The sequence below is a fragment of the Kitasatospora sp. NPDC001175 genome (assembly GCF_053598215.1).
Genome location: NZ_JBSFJU010000003.1, coordinates 216,506 through 241,394, shown reverse-complemented (window position 1 = coordinate 241,394; position 24,889 = coordinate 216,506). Strand labels below are relative to the sequence as shown.

Genomic DNA, 24,889 nt, shown 5'->3' with positions numbered 1-24,889 from the left:
CGCACCTGCTGGACGACCGCTGGCAGCACGGCATCGAGACCGCCGTGGACGTCACCCTGGTCGGCCCCCGCGACGCCGCGGGCCCTGTCGCCGGCCGGTCTTGGACGACCCATCGGGCGGGGACCGGCCCCCGCCCGCACTCGGGAGAAGCACCGTGACCACCTCCACCCAGCCCACCACCACGCCCGTCGAGTCCGTCGCGCTCCCGGTCACCTGGGCGCCGCGCCGCAACCGGGCCGTGCTGCTCACCCTCTGCTCGGTACTGCTGGTGCTCTTCACCGCGATCGCCTTCGCGATGCCCGACAACTGGCAGCTCAACGACCGGGTGGCGATGGTCTGCAGCGGTCTGCTGTTCGCCGCGGTCGGTCTGATGCTGGCCCGGCCCCGGGTGAGCGCGGACGAGCAGGGCGTCACGGTGGTCAACTTCGTCCGCAGCCGCCGACTGGCCTGGGCCGAGATCCTCCGGGTCAACCTGCGCCAGGGTGACCCGTGGGTCACCCTCGACCTGGCGGACGGCACCGCGCTGGCCGCGGTCGGCATCCAGCCCGCCGGCGGCCGGGACCAGGCGGTCCGCGCCGCCCGCGCACTGCGCGACCTGGTCGAGGAGCGCGGTACCTCGCGCTGAGCACGGTGCCCGGAGCCTGCCGGGGAGGTGGCTTCCACCGGCCGGGGCAGGCAGCACCCTGCAAGATCCTTACCCGCGCCCCGGTATCGTCTACGCTGGTAAAGCCGGGGCAAAGGCCCCGCCGGTCTTCGCATGCCTTCCGGCCCCGTGGCCTTCGAAGGCGAGACCGTTTCACCCCATGACCTGAGGAGTGACACCTCCCCTCGATGGACGATCCGTCCGGTAGTACCCGCGCCGCCTCACTTCCGGCCCCCGGAAGGCGGGCGGCACTGTGATCACCGCCTGGCTGCTGCTGTTCGCAGCCTTCCTGCTCATCCTCGCCAACGGCCTCTTCGTGGCCGCCGAGTTCGCCCTGATCACCGTGGACCGCGGCAGCGTCGAACGCGCCGCCCAGGCCGGTGACCGGAGGGCGGCCGGTCTGGCGAAGGCCCTGCGCAAGCTCTCCTTCCAGCTCTCCGGTGCCCAGCTCGGCATCACCGTCACCTCGCTGGTGGTCGGTATGCTCGCCGCGCCGGCGCTCTCCACGCTGCTCACCCCCGCGCTCACCGGGGTCGGACTGCCCCGGGCCGCCGCGGCCACCGCCGCCGTGACCGGCGGCATGGTGCTGGCCACCGTGCTGCAGATGGTGATCGGCGAGCTGGTCCCCAAGAACTGGGCGATCTCCAGGCCGCTCCAGGTCGCGTACGCCGTGGTCGGACCGCAGCGGCTCTTCTCGGCCGTCTGCCGTCCGCTGATCAGCTTCCTGAACGGCTCTGCCGACCGCATGGTGCGGGCACTCGGCATCGAGCCGCAGGAGGAGCTCGGCCACGCCCGCACCCCGGCCGAGTTGGTCTCGCTCGCCCGGCACTCCGCGAGGGCCGGAGTGATGGACGAGCAGTCGGCCCGGCTGTTCGTCCGCACCCTGGGCCTCGGCGAACTGACCGCCGAGAGCGTGATGACCCCGCGCGTGGACGTCGTCGCCCTGCAGCGCCACGCCAGCGCCGCCGACGTCCTCAACCTCACCCGGGCCACCGGCCTGTCCCGGTTCCCGGTCTACGGGCACAGCCTGGACGAGGTCAGCGGCACCGTGACCCTCAAGGACGCCCTCGCCGTCCCCGCCGATCGGCGCGCCCGGATCCGGGTCGCCGATCTGGCCTCGGCACCGCTGCTGGTCCCCGAGACGCTGCCCGCCGAGCGCCTGCTCGATCAGCTGCGCCGCCAGCAGCCGATGGCCATCGTGGTCGACGAGTACGGCGGCACGGCCGGCGTGGTCACCATCGAGGACATCGTCGAGGAGATCGTCGGCGAGGTGCAGGACGAGCACGACCCCGAGGACATCCCCGAACTGCGTCAACTGCCGCCCGCCGACGGCCACCCGGTCTGGGAGGCCGACGGCCGCGCCCGGCTCGACCAGCTGGAGGCCATCGGCCTGCAGGCCCCGGACGGACCGTACGAGACGCTCGGCGGCCTGCTCGCCGACCTGCTCGGCAAGCTGCCCGACCCCGGCGAGCGCGCGAGCCTGCCCGGCTGGCGGTTCACCGTGCTGGAGGTCGAGCGGCACCGCACCAGCCGGGTGTTGATCGAACGCCGCCTTGACGACGAGGCCGAGGAGACCGACCGATGACCGCCCTGCAACTGGTCGCCTCCCTGCTGCTCCTGCTCGGCAACGGCTTCTTCGTCGGCGCCGAGTTCGCGGTGATCTCGGTCCGGCGCAGCCAGATCGAACCGCTCGCCGAGGCGGGCGACAAGCGCGCCCGCACCGTGCTGCACGCGCTCTCCAACGTCTCCGCGATGCTGGCCGCCGCCCAACTGGGCATCACCGTCTGCTCGCTGCTGCTCGGCGCGCTGGCCGAGCCGACCATCGCCGGACTGCTGGAAGGCCCCTTCCAGGTCGTCGGCCTGCCGGAGTCGCTGGTCCAGCTGGTCGGCTACGCGCTGGCGCTGGCGCTGGTGGTCTTCCTGCACATGGTGGTCGGCGAGATGGTCCCCAAGAACATCGCGATCGCCGGTCCGGAGAAGGCCGCGCTCTGGCTCGGCCCGCCGCTGGACCGCCTCGCCCGCTGGCTCGGGCCGGTCATCCGGCTGCTGAACGCATTCGCCAACGGTGTGCTGCGCCTGGTGAAGGTCGAGCCCAAGGACGAGGTCGCCTCGGTCTTCACCGACGAGCAGCTGCTCCACCTGCTGGCCGACTCCCGGGCGGCCGGACTGCTGGACGAACGCCGCCAGGAGCGCCTGGAGGACGCCCTGGAGCTCGGTCGCCGACCGGTCACCGACGTCCTGCTGCCGGCCGACCAGCTGGTCACCGTGGGCCCCTCGGTGACCGCGCTGGAGATAGAGCGGCGGGCGGTGGAGACGGGTTTCTCCCGTTTCCCGGTGATCGACGAGGCCGGGACCCTGCACGGCTACCTCCACGTCAAGGACATCCTGGACGTGGACGACCCCGAGGCCCCGCTGCCGGCCCGCCTCTGGCGCCCGGTGACCGTGCTGCGCGCCGGCATGCCGCTGGACGACGCGCTCGGCGCCATGCGCAGGGCCGCCGCCCACCTGGCCGCCGTGGTCGACCAGGAGGGCCGTCGGCTCGGCCTGGTCGCGCTGGAGGACGTCCTGGAGGAACTGGTCGGCGAGATGCACGACCCCGACCACCGCCAGACGGCCCGCGCCTGAGGCCGACTGCTCTCCGGCGGCAGCCTCCGGTCGGAGGCCTCGCGGGGGCGGCGGGATGCCGCCCCCGCGAGGCTCAGGCGGCGAAGCCGCCGTCCACTGAGATGGCGGCGCCGGTGATGTACCGGCCGCCGTCTCCCGCGAGATGGGCCACGGTCGCGGCGACCTCCCAGGGCTGCCCGTACCGGCCGAGCGCGGTGAGGCTCCGCTGCAGGTCGGCCGACGGCCCGTCGGCGGGGTTCATGTCGGTGTCGATCGGTCCGGGGTGGACCAGGTTGACCGTGATGCCCCGCGGGCCCAGTTCGCGGGCGAGCGACCCGGTCAGGCCGATCAGGGCGGTCTTGCTCAGCGCGTACAGCGAACCGCCGCCGAACGCGGCCCGCTCGGCCATGCAACTGCCGATGTTGATGATCCGCCCGCCCTCGCCCAGGTGCCGCACCGCGGCCTGGCAGACGAGGAACGGCGCCCGCACGTTGACCTGCAGCACCCGGTCGACGTCCGCCGGCCGCAGGCCCTCGAGGGGACCCAGCACACCGATCCCCGCGTTGTTCACCACGACGTCCAGCCGTCCGAACTCCGCGGCGGCCCGGTCCACCGCCTCCTGCACCGCCGACGCGTCCGCGCCGTCGGCCCGCACCGCCCAGGCCCGCCGACCCAGCGCCCGGGCCTTGTCGACCACCTCCGCCGCGCGCTCGGCGCCGTCCCGGTAGGTCAGTGCTACGTCGGCCCCGTCCTCGGCCAGCCGGAGCGCCACCGCCTCGCCGATGCCCCGGCTGCCGCCGGTCACCAGTGCCACCTTGCCGTCGAGTACCGCAGTCATGCTCGCTCGATCCTCCTGTCGGGTTCGCGGACATGACGATGCTGCCGCGCCGGCACGCGGATCTCCGGCGGCATTCGGACGTCGCGTTGGACGGCCGGTCCCGCGATCGCGTACCCCCGGCTACCGGCGGCCGTCGATCAGTTCGCCATAGGCCTGGAGCAGATCGGGCAGGCGGAGGGTGGCCAGGTCCTCGCGGGTGGGCAGGGAGCGGAGCGAGGAGAGCCGCAGGTCGCGGTAGGCGCAGGACTTCTCGTACAGGGTGCGGATGAAGCGCCCGTTGCCGAGCTCGTCGATCCAGCCCTCGTGCACCACATGGCCGCAGATGCTGGCGAGTTCGTCGGCGGCGTCCGCGTCCCAGCCGTCGCCCCCGGAGGAGGCCAGGGCGCGCCCGATGGCGGTGAGCTCGGCGGGGCGGTAGCTCGGGAAGTCGACCCGGGTGGTGAAGCGGGAGTTGAGGCCGGGGTTGGTGGCCAGCAGCCGGTTCATGCCCTCGGGGTAACCGGCCAGGATCACCACCAGCCGGTCGCGGTTGTCCTCGGCCCGCTTCAGCAGCACCTGGAGCGCTTCGTCCCCGTACGCGTCGCCCTTGCTGTAACCGGAGTTGGAGAGGCTGTACGCCTCGTCGATGAAGAGGACGCCGTCCAGCGCCGAGTCGATCAGTTCATTGGCCTTGACCGCCGTCTGGCCGAGGAACTCGCCCACCAGGTCGGCCCGTTGGGCCTCCACCAGGTGGTCGCCGGAGAGCAGACCGAGGGAGTGGAAGACCTGGCCCAGGATGCGGGCGACGGTGGTCTTGCCGGTGCCCGATGGGCCGGAGAAGACGAAGTGGCGCTTCGGCGGCTGCACCGGCAGGCCCTGCTCGGCGCGCAGCCGCGACATCCGCAACTGCGCCGACAGCGCCCGGACCTGGCGCTTCACCGGCTCCAGGCCGACCATCTGCTCCAGCGCGCCGAGCGCCGCGTCGAGCCCCTGCTGACCGCGCAGTCCGCCCCGGTGCGGGGAGCCGGCCGGCGGCGCGGCGCGCTCACCGCCGTCCCCTCTGGGCGGCGGCCCGGGGGCGGGGTCGGCCGCCGCGCCGGAGCGCTCGGGTGCCGCCTTGGGTGCCGGCGCCCCGGTGGCGGCCGGAGCGGCACCGGACTCGCCGATCCGGTAGTCGGCCTCCGTACCGAAGTCGCCCTCGCCGCCGTACCCGTCGCCCGGACCGTACCCGTCGCCCGGACCGTACCCGTCGCCCGGACCGTACCCGTCGCCGTCGGCGAACTCCCCGTCGTAGCCGGCACCTTTGGCGTACCCGCTCCCGCGGTCGTACCCGCTCTCGCCGTCGTACCCTGCGGCGGGGCCGTATCCGGGCTGGTACTCGCCGTCCGGCCCGAACTCGGCCACGGGCCCGCTGCCCGGCGCCCCGGCCGACTCGAAGCCGGCCTCCGCGATGGCCAGTTCACCAGGAAGCGTGGAATCGTCCCGGCCGTCGCCGAGCAGGCCCTCGACCACCCCGTCCTCGGTGGTGATCGCCGCCAGCCGGGCCGCCGTGTCCATGAAGGCCGGGTCGGCCCGGTGCACCGCCCGGTACAGCGGCAGGGCCGCGGCGCTGCGTCCGGCCCCCTCGTAGGCCCGGGCCAGCCAGTACCGCAACTCCTTGCGCTGCGGCTGCTCCGAGCGGCAGCGGGCCAGTGACGCGGCCAGCGGCCGCTGCGCCTGGGCGCACATGTCGAGGCGGACCCTGGCCATGCCGGCGAACAGCCCGGCCTCGATGCCGAGCATCGGGTCGTCCAGCAACCGGTCGGTGTCGCGGATGAGTTGCTCCCAGTCCTTCAACAGGTAGGAGCGGCAGGCGTGCAGGAAGCGCACCGACGGATCCAGGTCTGGCGGCGGGCAGGCCGTGAGCGCCCGGTCGAGCTCGGTCAGGTGACGGCCGTCCAGCCAGTGCGAGGCGTGCGCCAGGGCCAGGTCGCGAGTGTCCTCCAGCACCGGCTGGACCCACCAGCCCAGCCAGTACCACGAACTGAGTGGCCGCCCGTGCCTGGCGCGCTGCTCGCCGAAGCGGTCCTGATGGCGGTGCATGGCCAGCAGGGCGCCCGAGGTGTCGCAGCGCAGCGCGTGCAGCCCGAGCCAGGCGTCCGCCATGCCGTGGTCGAGCCGTACCGCGGTGCGGAACTCCTCCTCCGCCCTCACATAGGCACCTGCGGCGTAGGCGTCCATCGCCCGCAGCCAGGCGCGGTCGGCGAGCCGATCCGGCCCGGTCGTACTGGAACTCTCCACCGTCACTCACGCCCCCCGCTCGGTGCACCGAGGCTCGGCGGCCGAGGGGCGTGGCCAGGGTGGTGCCCGCCCACGCCGACGCCCCCGGCACGCATCCGTGCCTGCCACGAATCGTACCGGCGCGGGGCTGATCCGGAAGGGTGTCGCACGGTGTCAAATCGCAGTACCCGCCGGGTTGTTGGAGTCCGACCGGAACCCGACGGTCGGCGTCGATCGCGGCAGGTGGGGAGAGTGGCGCGACGGATGCGGAGCGCGACGCCTCCGGCCCACGGGGGAACGAGCCGGAGGCGCCGCGTCCGGTGTTGCGAGATCCATACGGCCCGCGACGGTGAGAACCTACGGGTTGAGGACCTCCCAGGTCAAAAATCGGACAAGGGTTCACCAAGAGAAGTGAAAAGGACTCGGCCGGTGAGTCCGTCCACCCGCAGATTCGCGTACGGACGGCTCGGGTTCGCGGCGAAGTGCGCCTGCTCGGCCGCAGTCCAGCCGACCCAGAATTCGGCCAACTCCGGTCCGTCGCGCAGCTCCCCGCGTGCCCGGGCGGCCGTCGCGTCCAGTTCCATCCAGATCAACCGGCTCAGCAGTGGCCTCAGTTCACGCCGGCCGGCGCCGACTCCCTCGATCAGCACCACCGGGGCGGGCGGCACGGTGCGGAAGTCCGCGAAGCGCCGCAACGTCCAGTCGTAGACGCGGTGCCGGGCCGTCAGCCCGGCCGCCAGCGGCTCCAGCACCTCGGTCCGCAGCAGCTCCACCCAGCCGAACGGCTCGGCGTGGGTGGCGAGATCGTCCAGGTGCACCACCGGTGCCCGGCCGAGCGCGGCGGCGAGGTGGGCGGCGAAGGTCGTCTTCCCGGCCCCGGCGTGACCGTCCACGGCCACCAGTCGGACCGGGCCGCAGGACGGCGGCAGCGCGAGCAGCTGCCGCGCCAGCCGTACGGGAATCCCGCCGTCCCCCGACGGACCCGCCGGTGCGACGGAAGCCCGAACACCGGCCCCGGCAACGGCCGAGCCGTCGCCGAGCTCCGCACTCCCGTCCCGAACAGCCACGCACCCACTCTACGGGCGGTGCGTTCCCGCAGGTCGTGACGGACCGGCCGGTATCGGGCATACTCACTTCGCCACGCCCGTGAACGACCGTTCACCGCAACCCGGTGCCCGGTCCGACACGCCTGCCGTGCCGTGCCCCACCACCCGTGGGCCCGGCACCCCGACCGAGGAGGCCCGCCCGTCATGAGCCCCGCTCCCGCCAAGCCCGTCGACCGTCAGCTCCCCAGTGACGAGGCCCGCGAGCTGCTGAGCCTCACCAGGGACCTGGTCCAGCGCGAACTCAAGCCCCGCGCCGCCGAGGACGAGGCCGCCGGCCGGTTCCCGCGCGAGGTCTTCCGCACCCTCGGCGAGGCCGGTCTGCTCTCCCTCCCGTACGAGGAGCGCTACGGCGGCGGCGAGCAGCCGTACGAGGTCTACCTGCAGGTCCTGGAGGAGCTCGCGGCCGGCTGGCTCGCGGTCGGCCTCGGCGTCAGCGTGCACACCCTCTCCTGCTACGGGCTGGCCGCCTTCGGCACCGACGAGCAGCGGAGGCGCTGGCTGCCCGGGATGCTCGGCGGCGAGCAGCTCGGCGCGTACTGCCTCTCCGAACCGCAGTCCGGCTCCGACGCCGCCGCGTTGCGCACCCGGGCCGAGGCGGACGGCGACGAGTACGTGGTGAACGGCACCAAGGCCTGGATCACGCACGGCGGCCGCGCCGACTTCTACAGCACCATGGTGCGGACCGGTGAGGACGGCGCGCGGGGCATCAGCTGCCTGCTCGTCCCGGCCGACAGCGCCGGGCTCTCCGCGGCGCAGCCGGAGCACAAGATGGGCATGAACAGCTCGCCCACCGCCCAGGTGCACTTCGACGGCGTCCGGGTGGCCCGGGACCGGCGGATCGGCGAGGAGGGCCAGGGCTTCCAGATCGCCCTGTCCGCACTGGACTCCGGCCGGCTCGGCATCGCCGCCTGTGCGATCGGCGTCGCCCAGGCCGCGCTCGACCTCGCCGTCGACTACGCGGGCACCCGGCAGCAGTTCGGCCGCCCGATCGCCGACTTCCAGGGGCTGTCCTTCATGATGGCCGACATGGCCACCCGGATCGAGGCCGGCCGCGCGCTCTACCTGTCCGCCGCCCGCCGCCGCGACGCGGGACTGCCGTTCTCCAAGGAGGCGGCGATGGCGAAGCTGTTCTGCACCGACGCCGCGATGCGGGTCACCACGGACGCGGTCCAGGTCCTCGGCGGCTACGGCTACACCCAGGACTACCCGGCCGAGCGCTACATGCGCGAGGCCAAGGTGCTCCAGATCGTCGAGGGCACCAACCAGATCCAGCGCCTGGTCATCGGCCGCCACCTGAGCCGCTAGGGCCTGTCGGGGAGGGGAACCGCCGTCGGATCCCACCCCCCGCGGCGGATGGCAATCAGCAGGGACGCGGGGAACCGCGCGCGGACCGGCCACTTCCATCGAGGGCCGGCCGCGCGGTCCCCGCGCCCCTGAAGAGCTCACCCCTGACCGAAGTTCCCCCGGTGCGGCGGGAGTTCACCGGTGCGAGGCGAAGGGCGTCAGCGCCGCACCAGGCGCCCGCGCTGCGCCGGAACCCGCACCCGGCGCACCGGCACCGCCCCGGGCCCGCCCACGTGCGAGAACGGCTGGGTGCGCCAGTCGAGTTCGGCCGGCAGCGCCAGCAGGGCCTCGGCGCCGGGCGCGGCCTGGTCGGCGGCCAGGTCGTCGCACTCGGCCAAGTCCTCGGTGGGCGCACCCGAACCGGGGCAGAGCGCGGGGGAGAAGGGGTGCCAGGCGGTCGGCAGTACGGCGTGCTGCGGCAGCCGCTCCTCGTCGCCGATCAGGGCGATCGGACGGTCGCAGGCGGGGCAGTGCACGCGGGCGATCTCCCAGCTGTCCATGTCGCCGGGGTCGACCCCCGGGAACCCGGACCCGGCGAGGTCGAAGTCGGCGTCGCGGTCGAGGCGTTCGTCATCCTCCACGGCGCGGGAACGCTGGTCAGTAGCAAGCATCTTGATCCCCCTCGGATCGGGCCGGGCTCGCGTCGGCCCTGGCCACAAGCAGCCCTTCCCTGCGCCACAGCGTCATAACCCTGCACTGCGGTGCACTGTGATGCACGGGATGTGTCGTTCGCCACATTCCAGCGGCACATGCCCCGTTCATGCGCCGCGTCTGCTGGAGCTCGTACGCCGGTCGCACCGCGGTGGTGCTCACCGATGGCGCCGGAGATCGGGTGCGGGCCCCACGATATGCGCGGCCGATCACTCACCGAAAACGGAAGAGTGCACACCGGCTCGGCAAGCCGGCCCAAGGGGAAGTAGGTTTGCGCCTTGTGGAGGATCTCGATCAGCGCATCGTCCGGCTGCTCCTGCAAGACGGCCGGATGAGCTACACGGACCTGGGCAAGGCCACCGGCCTGTCCACCTCGGCGGTGCACCAGCGCGTGCGCCGGCTCGAGCAGCGCGGTGTCATCCGCGGCTACACGGCGATCATCGACCCGGACGCGGTCGACCTCGCGCTGACCGCCTTCATCTCGGTGAAACCGTTCGACCCCAGCGCGCCCGACGACACCCCGGAGCGGCTGGCCCCGTTGCCCGAGATCGAGGCGTGCCACAGCGTCGCGGGCGACGAGAACTACATCCTCAAGGTGCGGGTCGCCGCCCCCGGCGACCTGGAGGACCTGCTGGCCCGCATCCGCAGCGCCGCCGGGGTCTCCACCCGCACCACGGTGGTGCTCTCCACTCCGTACGAGGCACGCCCGCCGAGGCTCTGAGACGCGCCCCGGCGCTCCGGCCGCATTCGGTCGGGTGCAGACTTGGGCCCATGACCGAACGCACCAACCGGACCGTGCTCCTCCGCGGCGGCGCCGTCTACAGCCCCGCCGACCCGTTCGCCACCGCGATGCTGGTCGAGGGTGAATACGTCGCCTGGGTCGGCAGCGACGGCGCCGCCCAGGCGTACGCCGAGACCGCCGACGAGGTGGTGGAGCTGGCCGGAGCCCTGGTCACCCCCGCCTTCGTGGACGCCCACGTCCACGCCACCTCGGCGGGACTGGCCCTGACCGGTCTGGACCTCACCGGCTGCCCTTCGCTGGCCGAGGCGCTGGAGCGGATCTCCGCCTTCGCCCGGTCCGCGGACGACGGCGTGCTGCTCGGCCACGGCTGGGACGAGAGCGGCTGGCCCGAGGGCCGCCCGCCGACGCTCGCCGAACTGGACGCCGCGGCCGGCACCGCCGCGGTCTACCTCTCCCGTACCGACGTCCACTCGGCCCTGGCCAGCACCGCACTGCGCGAGCTGACCGAGGGCCTCGCCGAACTGCCCGGCCACCACCCCACCGCGCCGCTCACCCGCGACGCCCACCACGCCGTACGGCAGGCGGCCCTCGCGCACCTGACGCCGGAGCAGCGCCGGGCCGCCCAGCGCGCCGCCCTGCGCCGGGCCGCCGAACTGGGGATCGGCGCAGTCCACGAGTGCGCCGGACCGGAGATCTCCTCCGCCGAGGACCTGGCCGCGCTGCTCGCCCTCGCGGCCGAGGGCGAGGGCCCGGAGGTCTTCGGCTACTGGGGCGAACTCGGGGGCATCGAGACCGCCCGCCGGCTGGGAGCCGTCGGCGCCGGCGGCGACCTCTTCGTGGACGGCGCACTCGGCTCGCACACCGCCTGCCTGCACACCCCGTACGCGGACGCCGAGCACACCGGCACCGCCTACCTGACGGCGGAGCAGGTCGCCGACCACGTCGCCGCCTGCACCGAGGCCGGGCTCCAGGCCGGGTTCCACGCGATCGGGGACGCCGCGCTGACCACCGTCCTGGAGGGCGTCCGGGCAGCGGCCGACCGGGTCGGCCTGGCCCGCGTCCGCTCGCTGCGCCACCGGGTCGAGCACGCCGAGGCGCTGGACGACAAGACCATCGCCGCCTTCGCCGAGCTCGGCCTCACCGCGTCCGTGCAGCCCGCCTTCGACGCCTGCTGGGGCGGTCCGGACGGCATGTACGTCCAGCGGCTCGGCGCGGAACGGGCCGCCGGGCTCAACCCGTTCGCCGCGATGCTGCGCGCCGGGGTCCCGCTGGCCTTCGGCTCGGACGCCCCGGTCACCCCGCTCGACCCCTGGGGCACGGTACGGGCGGCCGCCTTCCACCAGACCCCGGAGCACCGGATCTCGGTCCGCGCGGCGTTCACGGCACACACCCGGGGCGGCTGGCGCGCGCTCGGCCGCGACCAGGACGGCGTGCTGGTACCCGGCGCCGTCGCCAGCTACGCGATCTGGGAGGTCACCGACCTGGTCGTGCAGGCCCCGGACGACCGGGTCGCCGGCTGGTCCACCGACCCCCGCTCCGGCACCCCCGGACTCCCGGACCTCACCCCGGGCGTGCCGCTGCCGACCTGCCTGCGCACCGTCGTCCGCGGCCGCACCGTCCACCAGCGCTGATCCGCCGCAGGACGGGCCGACCGGGCACCGACCGGGGCGCGAACCTCGCGGGGCCCGCTGCGACGGCGTACGGCCGCTCCAACGGGCCCCGCGCCATGCCCGCGGGGATGTCGTCGCTGATCAGGCACCCTTGAGGGACGGCCGGTAGCCGTCCGGGGTACCTTTCTCCGACGGCTCTCGGCACCGAGTGGCCCGGTCGACCAGACGGCACTCGCAGAGCGAGCGAACGGCACAGCCAGAGAGGTGGTGCGCAGGTGGCACTGCCCGAGAACCAGGGGCAGCCGACGGCGGACTCGGAGGCGGCTGCCCCGGCGGTCCCCGAGCAGAGCCCGGGACGGCTGGGCCGCCGCTGGAGCAGGATCCGGGCCGGCCTGCCCAGAACCGCCCTGGCCGCGGCTGCCGGGCTGATGCTGGCCCTGGCCTTCCCGCCGTTCGACCTCTGGCCGCTGTCCATCACCGGCGCGGCCGCCCTCTCCCTGCTGACCCGGGGGCGGACGGCCCGCCAGGGAGCGTGGACGGGCTTCGCGTTCGGGTTCCCGTTCTTCCTGCTGCTGCTCGACTGGATGCGGGTCATCGGCCTGGACGCGATGGCCGGGCTCGCCTTCCTGGAGGCCCTGTTCCTCGTCGCGCTCGGCGCCGGCCTCGCCGTCACCTCCCGGCTGCGCACCTGGCCGCTGTGGACGGCCTGCCTCTGGGTGGCCGAGGAATGGGCGCGTGACCGGCTTCCGCTCGGCGGCTTCCCGTGGGGCCGGCTGGCCTTCGCCAACACGGCGAGCCCGTTCACGCCGCTGGCCGCGCTCGGCGGCGCCCCGCTGGTGACCTTCGCCGTCGCCCTGGCGGGTGCCCTGCTGGCGTACACCGCCGTCCGCCTCGGCCCGGCGCCGGGGACGGCTCCCGGTGATCCCGCAGTTGGCACCGCCTCCGCTGACTCCGCTCCCGTCGACTCCGCTGACGCCGCCCCCGCGGACACCGGGGACGCCCCCGCCCCCGCCGTCCGGACAGCCCCCCGCCCCGCTCGCGCCGCCGTGCTGGCCGGAGCCGGCATCGCGGCGACGGTCCTCGTCGGATACCTCGTTCCGGTGCCGACCGGTGCCCACGCCGCCGACACTTTCAAGGTGGCCGTCATCCAGGGCAACGTGGCGCACCCGGGCATGGACTTCCTCGGCCGCCCGATGATGGTGCTCGACAACCACGCCTCGGCCACCGAGCGCTTCGCGGCCGACGTCGCCGCCGGCCGGGCCGAGCGCCCGGACGTGGTGATCTGGCCGGAGAACTCATCCGACCTCAACCCCTTCGCGGTCCCGGAGGCGTACGACCGGATCGACCGGGCCGTGAAGGCCGTCGGCGTGCCGACCCTGGTCGGCGCCCTGGTGGACGGCCCGGACAGCCAGCACGTCCAGAACGAGGGCATCGTCTGGGACCCGAAGAACGGCCCCGGCGACTACTACGTCAAGCAGCACCCGGTGCCGTTCGGGGAGTACGTGCCGTTCCGCGCCGAACTCTCCAAGGTGATCACCCGACTGCAGCGGGTGGCCCGGGACTTCTACCCGGGTACCCACGACGGTGTGATGCAGCTCGGCCCGGCCCGGATCGGCGACGTGATCTGCTTCGAGGTCGCGTACGACGAGATCGTCCGAGACACCGTCAACGACGGCGGCCGGGTGTTGGTGGTCCAGACCAATAACGCCACGTATGCCAAGAGCGGGCAGCCCGAGCAGCAACTGGCGATGTCCCGGTTGCGCGCGGTCGAGCACGGCCGGGCGGTCCTGATCGCCGCGACCAGCGGGATCAGCGCGATCATCGCCCCGGACGGCTCGGTGGAGAGCCGCACCCAGGAGCTCACCCCGGCCGAACTCAGCGCCACCGTGCCGCTGCTCGACGGCCGGACGGTGGCCGACCGGGTGGGTGCCGCGCCCGAGTGGGTGCTCTCCATCACCGGCCTGCTGGCGTGCGGCGCGGCGGTGGCCGGCGGGATCCGGCGGCGGCGCGGTGGCGGCGAGACGGCCGGAACACCGGCCAAGGTCGAACCGTTGAGCGAGGTGGAGGACGCGGCAGCGGCTGCCGTCCCCCGTTAGGCCGTCGCCGATCTGCGCGGAGAGCACCGCGCTGGAGTGGATTCGTACCGTGACCCAGCAAGCATCCCAGGTCCGTCCGGCCCCGCGCAGCCGTCTGCGGCGGGTGCTGCCGTTGCTGATCGCCGCCTGGCTGGTGCTGGAGATCTGGCTGCTGACGGTCGTCGCGGGCGCGGCCGGCTGGTTCACGGTACTGGTCCTGCTGGTGGCCGGGGCCTTCCTGGGCGGTTCGCTGATCAAGCGGGCCGGGCTGAAGGCATTCTCGGCGGTCGTCGCGCAGAGCCGCGACCCCGAGTCGCAGCAGCCCCGGACCGGCACGAGCCTGACCGTCCTGGCGGGCCTGCTGCTGATCCTGCCCGGCTTCCTGTCCGACCTGGTCGGTCTGACCCTGCTCCTGCCGCCCACCAGGGCGATGTGGCGCGCGCTCGGGCGCCGGTTCGCCAGGACGGCGCTGCGCTCCACCGCCCGGCCCGGGGCGGGCCACTTCGCGGACGCCATGCGAATCCAGGAGCAGCTGCGCATCCACCGCCCGGACGGCAAGGTCGTCCAGGGTGAGGTCGTCGATCCCCGGACCGGTCCCACCGGCCCGGACACCGACTACCGCCCGCCGATCACCGGCTGACCGGGGCCCACCGGCCGGTCGGGTCGGCGCGCCCGCCGGGCAGCGTGTCATGGGACGGCGGCTCCACGGATCAGCCCCCGTACCCCCGTGTGCGGCGCGGCGACTGACTCGGGTCGAATCGAAGGGGCCCCGGGCGATTGCCCGGGGCCCCTTCGAAGTCCTCCGCCGAGGCGGAGGGTGTGATCACGCGCTCTTGCGGGTGTCACGCGGGTGAACCGCGAGGTTCATCCCGCCGGAGCGGAGCACTGCCAGCCGCTCGGCCAGCACCTCCTCCAGCTCCTCCCGCGTGCGACGCTCCATCAGCATGTCCCAATGGGTACGCGTCGGCTTGGTCTTCTTCTCCTCCGGCTCATCGCCGTCGAGCAGGACTGCCTCCTGCCCGCAGAAACGGCATTCCCAGATCGAGGGAATCTCCGCCTCAACGGAGAAAGGAACCTCGAATCGGTGTCCGTTCTGACATGCGTACTCAACGGTCTGGCGGGGAGCCAGATCGATTCCACGGTCGGTCTCGTAGCTAGTGGCCCCGAGTCGCGTGCCGCGGAGAGCTCGCTCGCTCATGAATCGTGCCTCCCGGGCTTATGGCCCACAGGACTAGTGGTCGCTGTCATCGTCGTTCGGTCAACGCTCGGCCGCCGACGAAGATTCCCGTCCCGGGACATGCGTCGCCTGTCGTGCCGCCCCTGTTTGTACCCATCCCCGCCCGATTTGTCACATCTGGGCCCGAATATCACCCAGAGTGTCACCAATTGTGCACACAGCTAGCAATTCAGCCCAGTGGCGGCCGCCCAAGTTTATCCGCTCACACTCGCCAGGCCGTACGCGGGCGCACCGGCGCCGTGTCCTTGGTCAGCTCGACCACCGGGCCGCGGGCCGCCGCCTCGGCCGGCACGGAAGCCTGTGCGGCAGGTTGGGTGGGAGCCGGTTCCACGTCGGCATCCGCCTCGGTCCTGGTGTCCCGGTGCGGCAGCAGGGTGATCACCGCGTCCCGCAGCTGGGGCGGCGCCTCCTCGTCCAGCGGGTCCACGGTGGCCGGGACCTGGAGCCGTACCGGCAGCGCCGTGCCGATCCGGGCGTAGCCGCGTCCGGGTGGCATCTGCGCGGCGGGTGCGATGTCCAGTGGGACGCCAAGGGCCGCCTCGGCGGCCTCGGCGCCGGGCGGGCCGAGTACCACGCGGGCCCTGGTGGTGGCCCGGACGGTGGTGGAGATCCGGTCGCGGGCCGCCAGGTCGTCGGCGATCACCACCGTCACTCGGGCGGCCCGGCCCTGGCGGAGCGGGACCTCCAGCAGATCCTGCGGGTCGGGGCGGCCCTCCGCGTGGGCGAGTTCGCTCAGCTCGGTGGGGTGGTCGAGCAGCAGCCAGAGGGGGCGGCTGACGTCCTCGGGCGGGGTGACGCCGTGATGGCGGGCGGTGCTGAGGGCGGCGATCCGGCGCTCGGTCTCCTTGGCGGCCCACTCCAGCGCGGCCAGCGCGCCGTGCAGGCTGGTTTCCACGGTGTACACGCCGGGGCGGTTCACCAGGCAGGCGTGCTCGCCGGTGCCGGCGCCGTCGATCAGCACCAGATCGCCGTACGGAAGTGCCTGGAGCGCGATCGAGCGGATCAGCGTGGACGTTCCCTGGCCGGCCGCGCCGAGGGCCAGCAGGTGCGGCTCGGCGGAGCGCGGGCCGGTCCGCCAGATCACCGGTGGCTGCTGGACGGTGTCGCCGCCCTGGTGCACCGGGATGGTCCGGTGGCTGCCGAGCTCGTCGGTGAAGCCGAGCACGATCTCGCCCGGGGTGGTGACGAAGTGCTGGGCGGCGATGTCGGTGGGCAGCGGCGCCAGGGCGGTGATCCGCAGCCGGTTCGACTCCTCGTCCCAGTCGAAGCGGTACTCCCTGGCACGGCCGGCCTTGCTCTGGACGACCTGCTCGATCTTGGCCCGGGCACTCGCCTCGGTGTCGGTGAAGTAGGCCGGGTAGGCCAGGTCGAGCGCGGTCATCCGGCCCGCGGCGTCGAACTCCCAGGCGCTGAAGGCGGACTTGTAGCTGCCGTCCAGGCTGTAGAGGGGCGAGGGTTCGTCCACCCCGCCCAGATAGGGGGTCAGTGCGGCGTAGAGGGCGGTCAGTCTGAGGTCGGCGGCGTCCGGCTCAGGCTCGGCGGGGGCGGCTTTGGGGGCGCGGCCGGCCCAGGCGGCGCTGGCCATCAGGGCGAGCACGGCGATCAGCGGACCGTGCGGCAACAGGTAGATGCCGAGCAGGACCGCTGCGGACAGGAACAGGGTGGGGCCCCGGCGGTCCTTGGGGGTGGCCGCCCACCGGCCCCTGGCCCAGTCGGCCTGGACGCGCAGACCGCGCCCGATCACGGTCAGCGGGGCGAACATGTCGGAGGCGCAGTCGCTTGCCGAGCGGGCGAGGTCGCGGCCTCGGTTGAAATGGCGGGTGAGGGACATTCCTGACTCCCCGGGCGGGTGGGACGAGCGGGACGGTGCCGACAAGGCCCGGGGCGGTGGGATCCGCGCCCGGGCCGTGACTGAGGGGGATCGGTCAGAACTTGAGGCCGCTCAACAGGGTCGCCAGACTCGCGCCGCCCGCCGTGATGCTCGGGGCGATCGAGGAACCCGCGACGTAGAAGCCGAACAGGGCGCAGACCAGCGCGTGCGAGACCTTGAGGCCGTCCCGTCGGAAGAAGAGGAATGCGATGGTGCCGAACAGGACGATGCCGGAAATCGAGAGGATCACGTGTTCTGCTCCTCGGTGAGGGGGGACAGGGGACGGAGCGAAAATGGGCTACCGAAAGCGATCTAATCGTGACAAAAAGTAATAGATGACGGAACGGGGCAAATGGGTGTACCTGGCACTCGGGTGAGCGTGGGAGGTGTACGTGCGGCCCTTCGCCCGCACCGGAATTCCGCTCTCTCGGGTCCCCAGTGCGCCGTCTCCCGCGCGCATCCGCCGGGAGAAGATCACTCGTACGGATGCGTTGCATCCGTACTAACGCGTCATCCGCTACGGTGCGTACGACACTGCGCACCGGATCCGAAAGGCCGTCATGACCGACTCAGCTCCGCAGACTTCCCAGAACCCACAGGCCGGGCAGGTGCAGGGCGCCGTGCCGGACGACGAGGTGATCGAGCTGGCGGGCAGGCTCTTCGACGCCGCCCGCAACGGCGACACGGCGCTGCTGGCCGGGTACCTCCGGGCCGGCGCCCCCGCCGACCTGGCCAACGACCGGGGCGACACACTGATCATGCTCGCCGCCTACCACGGCCACGCGGAGACCGTCGAGGCCCTGCTGGCCGGCGGCGCCGACCCGAACCGGGTCAACGACCGGGGCCAGACCCCGCTGGCCGGAGCCGTCTTCAAGGGCGAGGACAAGGTGATCGCCGCCCTGCTGGCCGGCGGCGCCGACCCGCGGGCAGGCGCCCCGTCCGCCGTGGACACCGCCCTGATGTTCGGCAAGGACGAGCTGGTGGCCCGCTTCGAGGGCCGCTGACCCGGGCGCCGGCCGGCGGTGGTGGCGACGTAGGCTTGCCGGCCATGGAGATACGCACCACCGGTTACGGGCACCCGGATGCCGTACGGCTGTCCGCCGAGGTCCAGCAGGAGTACGTCCGCCGCTACGGCGACGCGGATGTGACCGTCATGCACCCGGACCACTTCGAGCCGCCGGCCGGGATCTTCGTGGTCGGCTACCTCGACGGGCAGCCGGTCGCCTGCGGCGGCTGGCGGGCCAAGGAGACGGACGGCGCCGGGGTGCGCGAGGGCGACGCGGAACTCAAGCGGATGTACGTGACGCCGGCGGCCCGTGGGCGCGGCCTGGCCCGCGCGGTGCTCCGCCATCTGGAGCGGACCGCCGCCGAGGCGGGGCGCACCCGGGTGATCCTGGAGAGCGGCACCGAGCAGCCCGAGGCGCTGGCGCTGTACGCCTCCGAGGGGTACGAGGCGATCACCAAGTTCGGCGTCTACAAGGACCACCCGCAGAGCGTCTGCATGGGCAAGCCGCTGGTGCCCGAGGCCGGCTGAGGCCGGCCGCCGGAGACTGCGGCGGCCGGCCTCACCGCTCCGCTCAGGGCGTCAGACGGTGCAGGTCGCGGGGGAAGAGCGTGGTGCGCCGTACATTGTCGGCACCGGTGAGCCGGGCCGTCCAGCGTTCGAGGCCGAGCGCGAACCCGCCGTGCGGGGGCATCCCGTGGGCGAAGGCCTGCAGGTAGCTCGCGTACGGCTCGACCGGTTCGCCGCGTGCGGCCAGTGCGGCGAGGTAGTCCTCGTGGCGGTGCAGCCGCTGGCCGCCGGTGACCAGTTCCAGACCGCGGAAGAGCAGGTCGAAGCTGTTGGAGTAGGCGGGCCTGGCCGGGTCCGGGTGGGTGTAGAAGGGGCGCTTGGCCATCGGGTAGCCGACCACGAAGAGGAACTCGCTGCCGTGCTCCCGCAGCGCCCACTCACTGAGCCACCGCTCGTGCGCCGGGGCGAGGTCGGGCTCGTCCGTCCCCAGCATCCGCATCGCCTCCGCGAAGTGCACCTGGGGGATCTCGGCGGGCACCTCGGGCAGCTTCACCGCCAGCGACTCCACCGCCCCGGCGGCACGTCCGGCGACCGCGGCGGTCATCCCGGCGACCGCCTCGCGCACCACGGCCATCACGTCGCGGTGGTCCGTGATGAAGCCCAACTCGGCGTCCAGGCTGGTGTACTGGGCGAGGTGGCGGGCGGTGTCGTGGGGCTCGGCGCGGAACACCGGGCCGGTCTCGTAGACCCGCTCGAAGACGCCCACCATGGTCTGCTTGAAGAACTGCGGGGACTGCGCCAGGTACGCCGTGCTGCCGAACCAGTCGAGCTTGAAGACGTTCGCGCCGGACTCGGTGGCCGAGGAGACCACCTTGGGAGTCTGGATCTCGGTGAACCCGAGTTCGTCGAGGGTTCCGCGGAAGCCGGCCACCGAGGCGGCGGAGATCCGGTGGACCGCGGCCAGCCGCGGATGCCGCAGGGTGACGGGGGCGCTGTCCAGGATCACCGGTAGGGCGGCCGGGACGGTCGGCCGGAACAGGCTGACCGGCGGTGGGACGGCGAGGCCGGACAGCACGGTGAACTCGGGACCGGTGAGCTCGATGCCGTCAGGGGCCTGGGGGTTGGCGGTGACGGTGGCCCGGACGCGGAGCACGGTCTCCTCGGGGAAGTCCACGCCGGGCCCGGCCACCACCTGGGCGAGGCCCGAGCGGTCCCGGATCACCAGGAAGGTCACGGACTTGAGCCCCCGGCGGCGGTGCAGCCAGCCGGAGATCTCGACTTCTTCTCCCACGTGGCCGGGCAGTTCGGCGGCCAGTACGCGGGTCGTAGGGTGGATCATCGCTGCCCTCCAGGGGCGTCGTCATGATCCCTTCGGGGTGCGGGCGAGAAGGGGGACTCGCGGTGCCACCGCACCTGCGCCGCAGCCCCGGGGCCGCGGCCTCATTGCGGCCCGGTGACGGGGGCCGGCCGGCGAGGCATTTCCTCCTCGCACTCAGGAGTGTCTTCCCACCGGGGCGTGAGACCGCCTTCCCAGCTGCCGGCGGCTCTCTGTGCTCATGCGGACCCGGAGGTACTCGTCTCCCTCAACGCGTTGTCGCAGAGGCTACGGCCGACGTCCGGTGGTCGCAACACCGTTTTCCCGGACGCCGGCCGTCCGGCGGTCGCAGCCGCCGCGCGGGCGTCAGTTCCCGACGGCCTGGCGGACGACGGCGGTGAACTGCTCGCCGGTCATCGGGGTGCCCTGGGAGTCGAAGAGCTCGAGCGGCTTGCCGTCGAGCTTGATGGTCGGAGTGCCTCGCACACCGCTGCTGTTGAAGTCGGCGGCGACCTTGCTCGCCCAGGGGCGGAAGGTGCCCTCAGTGACGGCTTTGGTGAACGCGTCGGTCTTCAGCCCCGGCACCTGGCCGGCCAGTTCGAGGATGCGGTTGACGTCACCGAAGCCGTCCACCCGCTCCTCGGGCTGGTTGGCGTACAGCACGTCGTGGAACTGCTTGAACTTCTCGGGACCGCCCTGGTCGAGGGCGGCGCCGACGGCGGCCAGCGCGGTGTTCGAGCCCCGCCCGCCGAGATTGTCGTCGAGGAAGGCGGCCAGGTGGTACTCGATCTTGTACGTACCGTCGTCGGCCAGCCGCTGGACGGCCTTGCCGGTCGAGTTCTCGAAGATTTTGCAGATCGGGCAGCGGAAGTCCTCGAACACCTGGAGGGTGTGCGGGGCGTCGGTCTTGCCGTAGACGATCACGGTGCCGTTGTGGCCAGAGGTGTTGGCGGGGGTGGCGACGGTGGGGGAGGTCGCTATGGTCTCGGACTTGTCGTCGTGGCTGCCGACGCCGTCGCTCGCGGCGGTGACCGCGAGGGTGGCCGCGGCGGCCAGGGCGAGGGCGCCGACGACCGATCCGCCGATCACCGCCCGGCGGCGGAAGGCGGCGGTACGGGCCTCGCGCATCCGGGCCTCGAGCAGGCGCTCGCGCGGGGTGGGCCGGCCGGACTGCTGGGACTGCTGGGTGCTCATGCGGTGGTCGACTCCTGGGAGCAGGGGCAGGGCGCGGCGCCGGTCGTGCGGGATCGCAGAACCGGTGCGTGGCGGCCGAGGCCGGGGCCCGCCCGTCGGGGGAAGCGGTCAAAGAAGCTGACTGTCCGTCAGATACGCGCCTGGCGGGTCATGCGGGCCGGTGGCCCGGCCTGGACCCGGGGGCGGTGGGCGCCGTCAGCGGGCGAGGGCGAACGCCGTCTCTGGCGGGCCGCGCCGGGGTGCGGGGGTGAGCACCACGGCCACCCGCCGGAGGCGGGAGTGCCGGGCCTGCGGTGCGGGCGCGAGGGAGACGGGGCAGTTCGGCAGCGGCGCGAACAGCAGCATCCGCAGTGGAGCGGTGAGCAGTTCGCCGAGTGCGCGGCGCGCCTCGGTGAGGTCGTGCAGGGCGGCCTCGCCGAGACGCAGCCAGAGCGCGGCGGCGAAGGCGAGCAGCAGGTGCACCACCAGGACCAGCGCCTGGGCCGTGCCCGGGGCGCTCGCGGTGAGGAGCGACTGCTTGACCGAACTCCCGCCGCAGACCAGCAGATCGACGCCGCGTGAGGGAGCGGCACAGGCGTCCTGACCGAGGTTGAAGGCGGTGTTCAGCAGCAGTTCGACCGGTACCAGGACCGCCGAGATGTGCAGGAAGCGCCGCTGGCCGCCGCAGGCGGGCAGCGCGGCCAGGAAGACGGCCGCCGTCGCCACCGCCACCAGGCTGAGCGGCAACGGCCGTCCGGTGATGACGACTTGGCCGAGTGCGGAGAGCGGAACGGCGAGGGCGGTGAACACCGCTGCTCGCAGCGCTCTGGTCGTCCGGCCGTCAGTCATGGTGCTCGGAGTATTTCACGGGCGTGTAGCCGCTGACGAAGCCGCCCGGGGGCGGACGGGCGCCCGGGGGTGCGCGGTGGTGCTCTGCAGGGTGGGATGAGGTCCGGTCGAACGTTCTTTGCAGGTCAGGTGCCTTTGCCCGCAGACCAGTTCGGGTGCGATCACTCGCGGGGGCGATGATCCGGCGATGGACGGAGGATCCGCTGCCGGGCTGCCGGGTACGGAGCGACAATCAGCCGATGGACGATCCCCCCGACTGTCCGACCGAGGTCCCGACGCCTCCGCCGACCTCGCCTCCACCGACGCCGCCCGAGCCACCGCACCCGACGCCTCCGCATCCCTCGCCGCCGCCGACACCCGCTCCGCTGCCGACGCCGTCAGTGCCGCCGAGCCCGACGCATCACCACCCTTCGCCCACGCACACGCACACTCCGAAGCCGGCCAGGAGCACGGCGGCAGCCGTACTGCACGTACGGAAGCCCTCCGTGCCGCCCGAACCGGACCCGGCCCCCACGTACAGCGCTCTGCCGACCCCGGTGGCAGCCCCGGCGGCGACCACCGCCGCGGCCGTACCGCCACCGCCGGCCCCCGCGCCGCACCTGGATCCGGTGGTGTGGACGGCGGTCGTCCTGGTCGCCGTCCTCCTTCCGGCCGCGCTGGCGGCCGTCGCGCACTCGTTCCCCGTCATCCGGAGCCGCAGTTGAACCCCATCCCGATCATCGGCGCCGCCGCGGCCGCCACCGTCGCGCTCGGCAGCCTCGCCATCGCCCAGCGCCTGCGTCCCGCCGCGAACCCGGACGGCGAGGACGACTCGCCGCACCCCGCACTCTCCAGCATCGGCGCGGGCCTGCTCTCCGGCTTCGTGCTGCTCACCGGCTTCCTGGTGGCCACCGGCTGGGCCGCGCGCACCACCTCCGTGGTCCCGCCGACCGGGCTGTACGTCGCCGACGGCGCCGCCGCGATCGCCGTACTGCTCTATCCGTCACTCGCCGCCCTCCCGTTCACCGCCCGGCACGCCACCGCCGTGGCCTTCTTCGGTGCACTCGTCGGCTACACGCTCTCGCTGGCGGTGCAGCTGCGGCCGTAGTCCTCGACGCCCGAGGCGGCTGCCGCGACGGGGTCCCGGCCGCCGGGTCGGGGCCCGGTCGCGCGACCGGTGCGGAGTGCGGGGATCAACCGGCTGTGACCGCCGGTGCACGCTCATGGTGCCGCCGGGCAGCCGCCAGGCCGGTCGGCTTAGCCTGGAACCCCAGCAGGAGCTGGCAGCCCGGGAGAAGGCGGACGGCATGCCACGCACGGCGGTTCGGACGGCGGGGCACCTGCTGCATGCCCGGATCGCTGAGCAGACCGAGGAGCTGGCCGGGCTCGAGCCCGACGTCCGGGCGAACGCGCCGGACGCCGTCCACCGGATGCGGGTCGCCAGCAGGCGGCTGCGCGCCGCGCTGCGCCCCTACCGGCCCAGGCTCGCCGAGACCGGTGGGGAACTGCGCTGGCTCGCCAACTGCCTCGGACCGGCCAGGGACACCGAGGTGCTCGGTGAACTGCTGATCGCCCAGGCTCGCGAGCTGCCGGCCGAGTGCGAACCGGAGGCGCTGGTGGCGGCGCTCGAGGGCTGGTGGCGCGAGCGGCACCGGCGTGCCTGGCCCGCGGTGCCGGCCGCGCTGGACAGCCCGCGTTACGCCGCACTGCTCGCCGCACTGCGGGAGTTGGCGGAGCGGCCGCCGTCCGCCGCAGGGCTGCCGACGATCGGGCAGGTGGCGAAGCGGGAACAGCGCCGCATCGCGTCCAGGATCAGGGCGGCCAGGCGGGCGGTGCCCGGCGAGGAGACCGACCTCGCGTTGCACGAGGCGCGGAAGGCCGCGAAGTGGGCCAGGTACGCGGGGGAGACGGCCGGGCCGGAGGGGGAGCCGTTCACGGCGCGGATGAAGGCGCTGCAGGAGGTGCTCGGGGCGCACCAGGACAGCGTGGTGGCGCGGGCCGCCCTGCGGGAGCTGGCCGCCGGGGCCGGGGTCGGGCAGGCGTTCGGGTACGGGGTGCTGTACGGCGGGCAGCTGGCGGTGGCCGAACGGGCGCGGGAGCGGCTGCCGGAGGTGTGGCGCCAGGCGCGGAAGTCACCGGGGTTCGAGTAGCGGCGCGAGGCCCGCCGCCCACGTGTCCGGCGGGGCACGCCCGGTCAGTGCGGCGGGGGGCTGGTGGAGAGGCCGGCGGAGTGGGCGGCGTCGGTGAGGAGTTGGCGCAGCATGGCGGTGGTGAGGCGGCCGGTGTTGGTGTTGCGCGGGCTCACGTGGTAGCAGCCGAAGAGCTCCAGTGGCGGGCCGCCGTCGGCGGCCGGGAACAGGACGCGGGCGCCGTGGCCGAACACGGGGCGCGGCCGCGGGACCTCCCAGCCGGCCGAGGCCAGGGCGGGCAGCAGGGATTGCCAGGCGAAGCCGCCGAGGGCGACCACGGACCGTACGGTCGGCCGGAGGAAGGCCAACTCCCGGGCCAGCCAAGGCCGGCAGGTGTCCCGCTCGGTCACGGACGGCCTGTTGTCCGGGGGCGCGCAGCGGACCGGGTCGGTGATCCGGACGCCGTACAGTTCCAGTCCGTCGTCACGGCTGACGGCGGTCGGCCGCGAGGCCAGGCCGATGGCGTGCAGGGCGGCGTAGAGCAGGTCGCCGGAGGGGTCGCCGGTGAAGATCCGGCCGGTGCGGTTGGCGCCGTGCGCGGCAGGGGCGAGGCCGACCAGGACGAGGGCGGCGTCGCGCGGTCCGAAGCCGGGGATCGGGCGGCCCCAGTACTCCCAGTCCTGGTAGGCGCGGCGTTTGACCCGGGCCGCCTCCTCGCGCCACTCGACCAGTCGCGGGCAGGCCCGGCAGCGCGTGACCGCGGCGTCCAGCTCGGCGAGGCTGCGCATGGAGTCCGCCGGGTGGCGGGGGGACGGTGGCGGGGCCGGGACGGCGGTCATGGGCGAATCCTAGGCGCAGTGCGGTGGCCACTCGGGCGAGGTGCGGCGACCGCTCGGGCGGAGGGCGGTGGCCGGCGGGCAGCGGTGATCGCCGGGGGCCTGGGCGGAGTAGCGTGGAATGGGCCAGCGCTTAA

24 protein-coding genes are annotated in these 24,889 nt (G+C 73.6%); 13 read left to right on the top strand and 11 right to left on the bottom strand.

Annotated features, from left to right (window positions below; translation table 11 throughout):
- Positions 1–154: 154 nt before the first annotated feature.
- From ACWDAK_RS04385 to ACWDAK_RS04375, 3 genes are all read left to right on the top strand, one after another.
- Positions 155–625, top strand: coding sequence for a PH domain-containing protein (locus ACWDAK_RS04385; protein WP_344634686.1), 471 nt, complete (start codon positions 155–157; stop codon positions 623–625).
- 271 nt (positions 626–896) lie between these two features.
- Positions 897–2,228, top strand: coding sequence for a hemolysin family protein (locus tag ACWDAK_RS04380; protein ID WP_344634685.1), 1,332 nt, complete (start codon positions 897–899; stop codon positions 2,226–2,228).
- Positions 2,225–3,268 carry a hemolysin family protein gene (locus tag ACWDAK_RS04375; RefSeq protein ID WP_344634684.1) on the top strand — a complete coding sequence of 348 codons (1,044 nt, stop codon included), beginning with the start codon at positions 2,225–2,227 and terminating at the stop codon, positions 3,266–3,268. Before ACWDAK_RS04380 ends, ACWDAK_RS04375 begins: the two co-directional genes overlap by 4 nt.
- Positions 3,269–3,341: 73 nt before the next feature.
- Here ACWDAK_RS04375 and ACWDAK_RS04370 read toward each other — a convergent pair whose 3' ends face one another.
- From ACWDAK_RS04370 to ACWDAK_RS04360, 3 genes are all read right to left on the bottom strand, one after another.
- Entirely contained in the window at positions 3,342–4,085 is a 744-nt protein-coding gene (locus tag ACWDAK_RS04370) for an SDR family NAD(P)-dependent oxidoreductase (RefSeq protein ID WP_427393744.1), read from the bottom strand.
- 120 nt (positions 4,086–4,205) lie between these two features.
- Positions 4,206–6,284 carry an AAA family ATPase gene (locus ACWDAK_RS04365; protein ID WP_427393747.1) on the bottom strand — a complete coding sequence of 693 codons (2,079 nt, stop codon included), beginning with the start codon at positions 6,282–6,284 and terminating at the stop codon, positions 4,206–4,208.
- Positions 6,285–6,703: 419 nt separating this feature from the next.
- Positions 6,704–7,285 (bottom strand): uridine kinase family protein, encoded by a 582-nt coding sequence (locus tag ACWDAK_RS04360; RefSeq protein ID WP_344634754.1) that lies wholly within the window; start codon positions 7,283–7,285, stop codon positions 6,704–6,706.
- Between the two features lie 288 nt (positions 7,286–7,573).
- Between ACWDAK_RS04360 and ACWDAK_RS04355 the strand changes: the two genes are divergently transcribed.
- Positions 7,574–8,734, top strand: a complete 1,161-nt coding sequence (locus ACWDAK_RS04355; RefSeq protein WP_427393743.1) for an acyl-CoA dehydrogenase family protein — start codon at positions 7,574–7,576, stop codon at positions 8,732–8,734.
- Between the two features lie 197 nt (positions 8,735–8,931).
- Here ACWDAK_RS04355 and ACWDAK_RS04350 read toward each other — a convergent pair whose 3' ends face one another.
- Complete coding sequence (locus ACWDAK_RS04350) at positions 8,932–9,384, bottom strand: hypothetical protein (protein ID WP_344634681.1); 453 nt, start codon at positions 9,382–9,384, stop codon at positions 8,932–8,934.
- A gap of 320 nt (positions 9,385–9,704) precedes the next feature.
- On the opposite strand from ACWDAK_RS04350, the gene ACWDAK_RS04345 reads away from it, so the two are divergent.
- The 4 genes from ACWDAK_RS04345 to fxsA all read left to right on the top strand — a co-directional run bounded on the left by ACWDAK_RS04345 (position 9,705) and on the right by fxsA (position 14,491).
- Entirely contained in the window at positions 9,705–10,145 is a 441-nt protein-coding gene (locus ACWDAK_RS04345; RefSeq protein ID WP_344634680.1) for an Lrp/AsnC family transcriptional regulator, read from the top strand.
- Between the two features lie 50 nt (positions 10,146–10,195).
- Positions 10,196–11,797 carry an amidohydrolase gene (locus tag ACWDAK_RS04340; RefSeq protein ID WP_427393742.1) on the top strand — a complete coding sequence of 534 codons (1,602 nt, stop codon included), beginning with the start codon at positions 10,196–10,198 and terminating at the stop codon, positions 11,795–11,797.
- 260 nt (positions 11,798–12,057) lie between these two features.
- Positions 12,058–13,872: an apolipoprotein N-acyltransferase gene (lnt, locus tag ACWDAK_RS04335; protein ID WP_427393746.1), complete on the top strand. Its 1,815-nt coding sequence runs from the start codon at positions 12,058–12,060 to the stop codon at positions 13,870–13,872.
- 49 nt (positions 13,873–13,921) lie between these two features.
- Positions 13,922–14,491 (top strand): FxsA family membrane protein, encoded by a 570-nt coding sequence (fxsA, locus tag ACWDAK_RS04330; protein WP_344634678.1) that lies wholly within the window; start codon positions 13,922–13,924, stop codon positions 14,489–14,491.
- 183 nt (positions 14,492–14,674) lie between these two features.
- Here the strand turns inward: fxsA and ACWDAK_RS04325 are convergent, their stop codons facing one another.
- From ACWDAK_RS04325 to ACWDAK_RS04315, 3 genes are all read right to left on the bottom strand, one after another.
- On the bottom strand, positions 14,675–15,049 hold the full coding sequence (locus tag ACWDAK_RS04325) for an RNA polymerase-binding protein RbpA (protein WP_045300891.1): 375 nt from the start codon (positions 15,047–15,049) through the stop codon (positions 14,675–14,677).
- 241 nt (positions 15,050–15,290) lie between these two features.
- Complete coding sequence (locus ACWDAK_RS04320) at positions 15,291–16,919, bottom strand: P-loop NTPase family protein (RefSeq protein ID WP_427393741.1); 1,629 nt, start codon at positions 16,917–16,919, stop codon at positions 15,291–15,293.
- A gap of 94 nt (positions 16,920–17,013) precedes the next feature.
- Positions 17,014–17,208, bottom strand: coding sequence for a hypothetical protein (locus ACWDAK_RS04315; RefSeq protein ID WP_344634676.1), 195 nt, complete (start codon positions 17,206–17,208; stop codon positions 17,014–17,016).
- Positions 17,209–17,518: 310 nt separating this feature from the next.
- Here ACWDAK_RS04315 and ACWDAK_RS04310 point away from each other — a divergent pair, with 310 nt between their 5' ends.
- Entirely contained in the window at positions 17,519–17,962 is a 444-nt protein-coding gene (locus tag ACWDAK_RS04310; RefSeq protein WP_344634675.1) for an ankyrin repeat domain-containing protein, read from the top strand.
- A gap of 44 nt (positions 17,963–18,006) precedes the next feature.
- The gene (locus ACWDAK_RS04305; protein WP_344634674.1) at positions 18,007–18,492 is read left to right on the top strand and encodes a GNAT family N-acetyltransferase; all 486 of its coding nucleotides are present in this window, start codon (positions 18,007–18,009) and stop codon (positions 18,490–18,492) included.
- Between the two features lie 43 nt (positions 18,493–18,535).
- Here ACWDAK_RS04305 and aspS read toward each other — a convergent pair whose 3' ends face one another.
- The 3 genes from aspS to ACWDAK_RS04290 all read right to left on the bottom strand — a co-directional run bounded on the left by aspS (position 18,536) and on the right by ACWDAK_RS04290 (position 21,808).
- Positions 18,536–19,810 (bottom strand): aspartate--tRNA(Asn) ligase, encoded by a 1,275-nt coding sequence (gene aspS / locus ACWDAK_RS04300; protein WP_344634673.1) that lies wholly within the window; start codon positions 19,808–19,810, stop codon positions 18,536–18,538.
- A gap of 342 nt (positions 19,811–20,152) precedes the next feature.
- A complete protein-coding gene (locus tag ACWDAK_RS04295; RefSeq protein ID WP_344634672.1) occupies positions 20,153–20,980 on the bottom strand; it encodes a DsbA family protein in 828 nt (275 codons plus the stop codon).
- A gap of 195 nt (positions 20,981–21,175) precedes the next feature.
- Positions 21,176–21,808: a hypothetical protein gene (locus ACWDAK_RS04290; protein WP_344634671.1), complete on the bottom strand. Its 633-nt coding sequence runs from the start codon at positions 21,806–21,808 to the stop codon at positions 21,176–21,178.
- A gap of 485 nt (positions 21,809–22,293) precedes the next feature.
- Between ACWDAK_RS04290 and ACWDAK_RS04285 the strand changes: the two genes are divergently transcribed.
- The 3 genes from ACWDAK_RS04285 to ACWDAK_RS04275 all read left to right on the top strand — a co-directional run bounded on the left by ACWDAK_RS04285 (position 22,294) and on the right by ACWDAK_RS04275 (position 23,937).
- The gene (locus tag ACWDAK_RS04285; protein ID WP_344634670.1) at positions 22,294–22,512 is read left to right on the top strand and encodes a hypothetical protein; all 219 of its coding nucleotides are present in this window, start codon (positions 22,294–22,296) and stop codon (positions 22,510–22,512) included.
- Positions 22,509–22,895 (top strand): hypothetical protein, encoded by a 387-nt coding sequence (locus ACWDAK_RS04280; RefSeq protein ID WP_344634669.1) that lies wholly within the window; start codon positions 22,509–22,511, stop codon positions 22,893–22,895. The genes ACWDAK_RS04285 and ACWDAK_RS04280 overlap by 4 nt, the downstream gene beginning before the upstream one ends.
- Before the next feature lie 199 nt (positions 22,896–23,094).
- The gene (locus tag ACWDAK_RS04275; RefSeq protein WP_344634668.1) at positions 23,095–23,937 is read left to right on the top strand and encodes a CHAD domain-containing protein; all 843 of its coding nucleotides are present in this window, start codon (positions 23,095–23,097) and stop codon (positions 23,935–23,937) included.
- A gap of 44 nt (positions 23,938–23,981) precedes the next feature.
- Here ACWDAK_RS04275 and ACWDAK_RS04270 read toward each other — a convergent pair whose 3' ends face one another.
- A complete protein-coding gene (locus ACWDAK_RS04270; protein WP_427393740.1) occupies positions 23,982–24,755 on the bottom strand; it encodes a uracil-DNA glycosylase in 774 nt (257 codons plus the stop codon).
- Positions 24,756–24,889 lie beyond the last annotated feature (134 nt).